Here is an 8,870-nt window from a genome sequence, read left to right as displayed (position 1 = left end):
ATAGCGTTCCAAAGTTTATGCTAGTCATGGGGGAAGTTTGATTTGAGAAGCTGGTAACTTTCATCTTCTTACTTCTCCCGCCTTTTTTCTTAATTCACATTAGGCGTGAATTAGTATTACTAATTTCATTATTTTCACTTCCAAGAGTGAGGCATCAGCTTAAGTTAACTACCTTCATACTCCTGTAATGTTCCTAACTTGGCAATTCCTGGCCAAATAGCAGCCACAGCAATTACTACAAAAATTGTGCCAATTCCACCACCAACTACGGAGATGACCGGGCCAAATAAAGCTGCTGTCAAGCCGGATTCAAAGTCTCCTAACTCGTTTGATGCACTAATAAATACACTATTAATCGCCGCTACACGACCACGTAAATGATCTGGCGTTCTAATCTGTACTAAGGTATGGCGAATCACAACGCTAATGGTATCTAGTGCGCCACTCAACACTAACATCAAGAGTGATAGCCAAAACCAACGTGATAGCCCAAAGATAATTGTGACAATACCAAAGCCAACGACTGACCAAAGTAAGGCAGGGCCAGCTTTGCGTAAAGGTGGTAAATATGCCAATACAACCGCCATAAATAAAGCCCCAATTGATGGGGCTGCTTGCAGGTAGCCTAACTCTAATGGCCCTACCTACAAAATATCTTTGGCGAATATCGGTAGTAGAGCGATGCCTGCGGCGGGCTACGCCTACGCACCACCCAATAACACTGCAAACATATCTAAGGTAATGGCTGCTAAAATCAGTTGATTTTGCCAGACAAACTTAGCTCCTGCTGACAAGACTTTGAGGGAAATTGGTTCTTTGGTACGAATGGTTTCTTGTTTTGAGATTGCCACCGTTAAGATAAAACATAGCAAACCTGCGATCGCCGCCAGTACGTATACACCTGTAGCACCTCCCAAAAAGGCTATACCAAATCCTCTCAAAGCTGGGCCAATAACTGAGGCTAACTGAAAGCTACTACTATTCCAAGTGGCTGCATTAGTAAAAGCACTAGTAGGTATTAATTGCCACATCAAGGTATCACTAGCGGGTTTCAAGAAGGCTCTGGCAATTCCTGTGAAGATTAAGCAAGCATAAAATAAAATGACTGCGCTTTTAGTCCAGGAAAATACCGCCAATGCTAGGGAACATAAGACTAACAGCAACACTGATAGTAACATTGTGAGTTTGCGTAGGCGCAGCCCGCCGTAGGCATCGCGGCGATCGGCGACATCGCCAGTAATCAAAGTGAGGGCAATCATCGGTAGGACTTGGGCTAACCCCACACCACCTAAGGCCAAAGCTGAATTTGTGCGATGTCTACGACAAGCCGCTCCGCGTCTACGTACAGTTCCCAGCCAATAGCCACAGTCTGCATTTGTGACCCGATGAACAAGAGTACACGCCCGATAGTAAATAGTCGATAATCTCGAAACCTCAGTGCCGCAAAAGGATCATGTTTTGCAGACTTAGCGTTGGGGAGGTTTAAGTTCCGTTTGCTCGAAGACATTTTTTAGTAAAGCCAACCCTTCTTCAATATGGGAAACTTGCTTTGGTGTCAGACCTGCCAAAAGGTCGGCAATATGTGTGCGAGTTTGGTCTTGGGATTGTTTTAATTGATGCTTTCCTTCTTCAGTCAGATTCAGAAGAACTCGCCGCCTTTCTTGGGGATCGTCTATACGTTGTACCAAGTTGCGTTGTACTAGCCGTTCTGTTGTGGCTGATGCTGTCGCACAGGTGACACCTAAATGATCTGCCAAATCAGACAACGAAGCACCTGGACTGCGGTTAAGAAATGCTAATGTTCTCAACTGTGGTATCGATAAAGAAGCGGCACTATTAGCTCGCATATCCGCCCGGATAAACCGCATCACTAACGGAATTGTATCCATTACTCCAGTAGCACATTTTTCAGAAGTTGTGCTTTGGTTAGGTTTATCTGGGGTCATGAAGCTCTTTGTTCTCCTAATTACATTGCTACCCGTGGATAAAGTTTTCCACAGATTGAGGTCAAGACTACTAATGTTAACAAGAGAACTGCACAATTCAAACCAAACCCATAGATACTAGTTCCATTTGCTAGCATCGTGCCGCGTAACGCATCCACTTCGTAAGTTAAGGGATTAACACGAGACAAAAACTTTAACCAGTCGGGCATCATGGAAATGGGATAGATGGCATTACTAGCAAAAAACAACGGCATAGTTAACAACTGCCCAATTCCGGTCATTCGTTCTCTAGTTTTTACCAGACAGCCAATGATTAAAGAAAATGTGCAAAAACAACCTGCTCCCAACATGACGACTAATAGGACTTGCAAAAAAGCTAAAGGATGAAGGTTGAGTTTGACACCTAACAGTAGTGCCAATCCATAAATCACAAATACCTGTGATAAACAACGCACTCCACAGGCTAGGGATTTTCCTAACACCATTGCTACTCTAGGTGTCGGACTAGCCAAAAATTTATGCACAACTCCTAAGTCTCGCTCCCAAATCAGTGTCATCCCGCCTGTAAAAATAGCAACGAATAACACGCTCTGCGCTAAAATACCCGCAGACATGAAGTCTAGATAAGGTAAGTCACCTGTCGGAATTGCCCTAATCCTGGTGAAAACTTGCCCGAAAATCAACAGCCACAGTGATGGTTGCACGGCTCGGACTATTAAATCAGTGGGATCATGCCGGAGTTTCCGCACTTCCATCTCGGCAATCACCAGGGTTTTGGTGAATACCTGAGCAATTGTAGAAATCACATTGGCTCGATAAGTAGGTTTGGACTTAACCCAACCGTTGGGCTGTACGTCTGGTTCTGGCTGTATCACGATAGCTAACTCCCGATGTTAATTGATCGCCTGTGTAGTGAATAAAGACATCATCTAAGGTTGCATTCGGCTTACCCAAAGAAGCTTTTAAATCACTGGGTGTGCCTGTAATCACAACTTCGCCTTGCTGCATAATCGTCACTCGGCTACACAGATTATCGGCTTCTTCTAAAAAGTGGGTAGTTAAAAATATGGTTGTACCGTAATCTGCACGCAGTTGTTCCACAAGTTGCCATACCTGAGTCCGGGCAATGGGATCTAGTCCGACAGTCGGTTCATCGAGGAACAAAATCTTGGGCTGGTGCATGATAGATTGGGCAATTTCTAGCTTGCGAATCATCCCACCAGAGTAGTTACGCACTAAACGATGGGCTGCTGCTTGCAAACCCATAAAATCCAGCACTTCCCGAATACGCTTTTGCCTATGCTTGACAGGAATGTCGTATAGCTTGGCAAAAGTTAAGAGGTTTTCGTAACCTGTAAGACTACCATCAGCAGACAGAGCCTGGGGTACATAACCAAATAGCCGTCTGACAGCAGCAGCCTGACGAGTTACGTCATAGCCAGCTATAGTTACTCTGCCTGCACTCAGGGGCAATAGAGTAGTCAACATCTTGATGGCTGTGCTTTTCCCCGCTCCATTGGGGCCGAGTAAGCCAAATATCTGACCTTGTTCTACTGTGATATTCAAATCATTGACTGCAACTGCTTTACCGAAGTAACGTGTCATTCCTTGCGTTTCTAAAATCACTGCGTTAGGGCTTCTAGTAAGTGATTTAGACAAATCAGTGTTTTCCGTAAGTCTTGTCACTAGTTTGATGCGCTTTCAAATATTTAGTTTATCTAAATATTAGCTTCGCACATTTTATTTAAAAGTCAAGAGTCTGATTGGTGTTAAGAGGATGGTCGTTGATGTGACTTGAGCCATAACTTATTTTTGTTCTTCTGCACGATCGCTTATGACTGAAAACCATTTTATGTCAAGACTTATGCCAGTTTATTTAATTTAACTTTCGGGGGTGGCTTTTTCAAAAATATTGTTTCAATTTAGACTTTACCCTTTGTTTTATTCAGCATGACCTATTGACATTTTGTTTTACATCATTTAATGTAAACATATATTAATGTAAAAAAATATATGGAATTTGAAAGTGTGCGTCAGTGGCAGGGAACTGCGGATGCACTTACAAAAGAACTTAAACGCCAGATTGAACAACTTAAACTATCAGTAGAGCCACCAGCTTTGCGAACTGTGCGCTCGTGGAGAGCAAAGCAACTTTTATCACAACCCAAAGGGCAGGAATTTGGATTCCGTCAAATTTTGGAGGGATTGGTAATAATTTTACTATTAAAGAAAGGTTGGACACTTGCAGCGATCGCTCAAGTTTTACCTTCCTTTGGTGAAGATACTTTAGAGATGCAAATTCTGGCAGAGGCTCAAGGTCAAGACCCCACATGGTTACCTGCAATTTCAGCAACCTCTTTACCGTTACCTACTGGACACCGCCCAGCGATGGATCTGGCTGAAGATGCTGTGGTGTTACTTGCTCAGGGAATTCTTCGCCAATATGAACGGGTTCTCCCAGGTCGAGAAATTGTGCGCCAAGAGGATAGTACACTGCCACCAGAACTCTATCAAGCACTGTGCAAATTGGGCCGTCTATATATTGAAGAAGGATTAAGCGATCGCGCTGCCTGTGTGCATACTGTTTTAGATAACGCTCGATACTCTCTTGGTGGCGATCGCTGGCAGTTAGGGGTTTTTAGCCAATTAGACTTTCGCTTTTCTAGCGTTACCTTAATCGATCCAGATTTACGAGTACCTACTTCAGACTGTGCAGAGATTGCCAACCTGAGCGGGGCTTTTGGTGAAGATAATGTGATTGAGCATCGCTTATATACTCAGTTATGCGAAGCAACTGAACGATTGGGCGGTCGTCGCCAACACAAAGCTTACACCGCGCTACGAGAGTTATTTGGCAGGTACTCTCTGATAGGAGAACGGCAACTATTAGACTACTTGGTTGAAAATGACTTGACCCCTTTACAGCGAATGATCGTTGAAAATTTCTTCCACTTAGTGCCAGATATCTGGCTAGTTGATGGACTAGCACATCGTTGTGCCCACTGTGGAACATTGATGCGATCGCATCCCAACAAAAAACTTTTTTCACAAGGGCGTTGTCCAATTCGCCAGTGCATTGGCCACAACTCGCCAAAAGTATCTGAAAAACTAGATCCCAAAGACATTTTACGAATTGCCGAGCCACGAATTCTTACCTACTGGACAGGCCCAGCAATTGACGAATTAGCCATTTTTGATACAGCCCGACAAAATAAACTCAATGCTGAACTTTACCCGGAGTCGGATTTATGCGATGTGGCAATTAACGAACGGGCAATTGGAATTGATGCTAAGTCTTACACAAGTCCGGTGACTCTGGCTTTGCGTCTCAATCGTAGTATTGGCGGGCTGATTCACTATCGCCGCCGGATTCTTGCTGTGAGCGATCGCTTAATAGAAGACAACCCAAGCTACATTTCTACCCTCATCTCAACACTAGATAAGAAGGGCGATCCCGCCAGTTTAGAAATTATGTCGGTTTCGTCTGTAATTGATTTTTTAAAGAAGATGCCTTATGCGAACCAAACCTGATTTTTGGAAAGGTGTAGACCGAATTTGCTGGCTTTGCGTCTTAATGGAGGAATTTATTGATACTAATTCACTGGAGTACGCGCCAGTAATTATGTCAGGTATGGCCAGCATTTTAAATGCAGCTGTATTAGAGCAAGCCCGTCAAGCTATTTTCAATATGCGGCAGATGTCCTTGACTTTTGTTACACGGCAGTCAGTTCAACACGCAATTGCTCTCTATAACAATCATCATTACTGCAACCATACTAAAGGAGCGTATGAGATTGATACCGAAACACTGCACTTCAAAAGAACAGATCCTTTAGAAGATTCTCAAATTACACAAGCGCGTCAAATTTTAAGTGCCCCTTTGTCATACGATTCGTATGGTTTTACATTTGCCGATCCTCGTCAGGCGATGGCGGTTGCATTAGGTGAAGAGTCAACCGCCGTGAAGTTAGACATCCCTCGTATAAATGCCCCGATTATTGCACGTCGTACACATTCTCTCAACCGCCAACCAAGAGGAAAAATTCGCATTCCCCTAAGTGAACTGCGCGATCTGGCTATTGAGATGGACGAGCGTGAAAAGCAAGATACTGAGCGACGACGTGGTAACTGGGCAGATCGTTTTGAACGCTTTGACCTCATGGTATCGGAGGACGGAAAAGGTCTGCGGAAAGAAAATGATGTTCTGGAATTAGAAGACATCAAGCACTTAATTGGTTTGCCAGGGTCAGGTAAAACAACCATTCTCGTGTTGATAGCTATCTGGCTAGGATTACATGACTATAAAGCAATGTTTGTGTTTCCCTCTATTGAAGTTGCTAGACAGTACATGGCTGAACTGGCATTTCATCAGGTAAAAGTGGGAATGCTTGTCGGACAAAGTGATGAAACTCGTCGTCGTCATGCAGATAATATTGCTGAAGCTATAGCAACACAAGGTAATGGTGGTTTTGCTCACACCTTAGAACAGGCAGAAGTTTTTGGGATGAACTGCGTCCTACCAGCCTTTTCAACTGCCGATATGTCTCTGTGGGGCTTTGGTTACGCACCTTGCAACGAGATATTGCAAGGCGGAGGGAAACAGGGAAAGATGAAGAAATGCCTGTGTCCCTTATGGACAATGTGCGGTCGAAACAAAGCACCGCGAGATTTGTTGGATGCTAATATTTGGGTTGGTCATGTGCGATCGCTCGATACTCAAATATCACCTCACGCGATTCAGGAACAAGTACGATATTTTGAATTAATTGCTCGTACCTTCGATGTAGTTGTTTGCGACGAAGGTGATATGGTGCAGACAGTGTTAGATGGCTATGGGGCAGCAACTTTAAGTATTTCAGGCTCAGAGCGATCCATTCATCGGGTAATTTTAGAACAAATCCATAACCGCTTTGCTGGCAGCGAGAGCCATCGATTATTCGATCGAGATGTAGAACTCTACAGCCGTGACTCGGCAGAATTTGGTAGCTATAATACTTCCTTAATTACCACCCTTCAGAATATGTCTAAGTCGCGGGTGGGAGAACGCTACGAAAATCAATTATTGACTGTATTACGGATTGTTAGCGAACTATTGAATACTTTAAAGAAATCCTCTCAGCAGGATGACCTTGATGAACAAGAAGCCAAACTAGGCTTTAGTAAAAGTCGGGCGCTAACTGAATTTTGGGAAGCGGCAGCATATAACGCCTTCTATGATCGCACAGGTGTTGAGAACCCTCAAAACTTTAAAGCAGATTTGTGGCCTCGGATTTTAGGCTATAACCGTGAAATCCTTGAAAAGCAATGGGAAACTCTCATTAGTCATTTCCGCCGTTACCTGGCTGAAAATCTGATTAAGCGACGTGATGCGATCGTTGAAGAAATTGCCGAATTATTTCTCAAGCTCTGTTTTCCAGATCATTTATCAACAATAGAAGCAGAAGATTTAGCTAAATTACTTATAACTGTTACTTTCGTAATTGTGGGCTACCAGCGAATTGTACCAGGAACTAGAACGATGGTTGCAGATGGTTTCATTCGTGAACCAATTGTGGAATCAACTGCATCACCAGAACTCCGAAAATTTATTCCAGAAAGTATTTTAGGTTCATTTTCTGGAGTGCGATACAGTTTTTCCAAAGCACAAACAACACGTACCGCCGCCAAAAATGTGCAATTGTCCTACATTACATTTGTTGGTGCGCCTCGAATGTTAATGCATCGCTTTCATCGGTTGTTAGAGGCAGATGATGGACATCCAAGCCCAGCCGTTTTAATTACCTCGGCAACTTCATTTTTAGAAGCTAGTCCTGCCTACCACATTAACGCTGGCCCACATTATTTACTAAAACCGCGTCAGTCAGAAAATAAAGCAGAGCAGAGCGTTTATCGTTTCAAATGGTTCCCAGATAGTGAACGTGGTGATGAACCCCTCAAATATAGCGGTGCTGGCGACCTTCAAAAGCGTAATCTTCTGCGAATGGTAAATGCTCTTGTAGGAGGAAGTAAACCTGAAATTTACAAGTCTATGAATAGATTTGATGTAAAGTCTGGTATTCGTCGCAAAGCCGCTTTAGTTGTCAATAGTTATGAACAGGCTCGTTCTATCAAGAAATATATCAATGACTATCATCCTGAAGTTGGTAGATATACAAAGGCAATTGTTCAGTCCCTCAGAGATGGAGAACAACCGGCAGATTTTGTTACCTCTGCTCAATGTGAAGCGTTAGGAGACGATGAAAACTGTGATATTTTAATTTTTCCCATGTTGGCAATTGGTAGAGGTGTGAACATCGTTTTCACCAAAGGAGATAGAAAACTAGATGCGGCAATTGGCTCGATTTACTTCCTGACTCGTCCTCATCCTACCAAGGATGATATGCAGCTTTTGTATAGCTTGGCAGGACGCGCAACACAAGAATTTGATAGTCGAGTTTTTGGTGAAACAGAAGATTTAAATGCGATCGCAACTTCTTGGCAGCAATCGAGAAAAGACCTTTGGAAAACTGCCAATAGATTGTTACGTGAACCCTTAATGGCTAGCCGTTTAGGCCCTGAACTATTCAAATCGTTTACAGCTAATCAAATGGTTGCGATTTTGCAAACAATTGGGCGAGGAATGCGGAATGGATGCCCGGTATCAGTTTACTTTGTGGATGCAGCTTGGGCTAAAAAATCAGCAGAAGGTAAACCCGACTCTGGGCGAGACAGTATGCTGGTTCAGATGCGAATCATTTTAGAAGAATGTGTCAACCATAAAGACCCCGTAATTCGGGAAATTTATCAAGAACTTTATGGCGCATTTTTAGCACCCTTAAAACGTATTGAAGGACTCATTTACCCTGATGAGCTAGCTAATTCACAAGATTTGACGGATGAAGAAGACGGTTTTAATGATTTTTCACCACTATTGGAGATGTAAAA

5 protein-coding genes and 1 pseudogene are annotated in these 8,870 nt (G+C 43.3%); 2 read left to right on the top strand and 4 right to left on the bottom strand.

Annotation, left to right across the window (positions count from 1 at the left end):
* Positions 1-164: 164 nt before the first annotated feature.
* The 4 genes and pseudogenes from H6G18_RS19205 to H6G18_RS19190 all read right to left on the bottom strand — a co-directional run bounded on the left by H6G18_RS19205 (position 165) and on the right by H6G18_RS19190 (position 3,632).
* Positions 165-1,507 (bottom strand): annotated as a pseudogene (locus H6G18_RS19205) (MFS transporter).
* Positions 1,467-1,946, bottom strand: a complete 480-nt coding sequence (locus H6G18_RS19200; protein WP_190408700.1) for a MarR family winged helix-turn-helix transcriptional regulator — start codon at positions 1,944-1,946, stop codon at positions 1,467-1,469. The pseudogene H6G18_RS19205 and the gene H6G18_RS19200 overlap by 41 nt, the downstream one beginning before the upstream one ends.
* A gap of 20 nt (positions 1,947-1,966) precedes the next feature.
* Positions 1,967-2,821, bottom strand: coding sequence for an ABC transporter permease (locus H6G18_RS19195; RefSeq protein WP_190408699.1), 855 nt, complete (start codon positions 2,819-2,821; stop codon positions 1,967-1,969).
* Entirely contained in the window at positions 2,778-3,632 is an 855-nt protein-coding gene (locus H6G18_RS19190) for an ABC transporter ATP-binding protein (protein ID WP_190408698.1), read from the bottom strand. The genes H6G18_RS19195 and H6G18_RS19190 overlap by 44 nt, the downstream gene beginning before the upstream one ends.
* A 327-nt stretch (positions 3,633-3,959) precedes the next feature.
* Between H6G18_RS19190 and H6G18_RS19185 the strand changes: the two genes are divergently transcribed.
* Both H6G18_RS19185 and H6G18_RS19180 read left to right on the top strand, forming a co-directional pair.
* Positions 3,960-5,477: a restriction endonuclease-related protein gene (locus H6G18_RS19185; protein ID WP_190408697.1), complete on the top strand. Its 1,518-nt coding sequence runs from the start codon at positions 3,960-3,962 to the stop codon at positions 5,475-5,477.
* The gene (locus H6G18_RS19180) at positions 5,461-8,868 is read left to right on the top strand and encodes a pPIWI_RE_Z domain-containing protein (protein WP_190408696.1); all 3,408 of its coding nucleotides are present in this window, start codon (positions 5,461-5,463) and stop codon (positions 8,866-8,868) included. Before H6G18_RS19185 ends, H6G18_RS19180 begins: the two co-directional genes overlap by 17 nt.
* Positions 8,869-8,870: the final 2 nt, after the last annotated feature.

It is taken from the genome of Anabaena subtropica FACHB-260 (assembly GCF_014697105.1).
Lineage (GTDB): Bacteria > Cyanobacteriota > Cyanobacteriia > Cyanobacteriales > Nostocaceae > Trichormus > Trichormus subtropicus.
The sequence above is the reverse complement of the archived record's forward strand: the minus strand, read 5'-3'. Positions and strand labels throughout refer to the sequence as shown.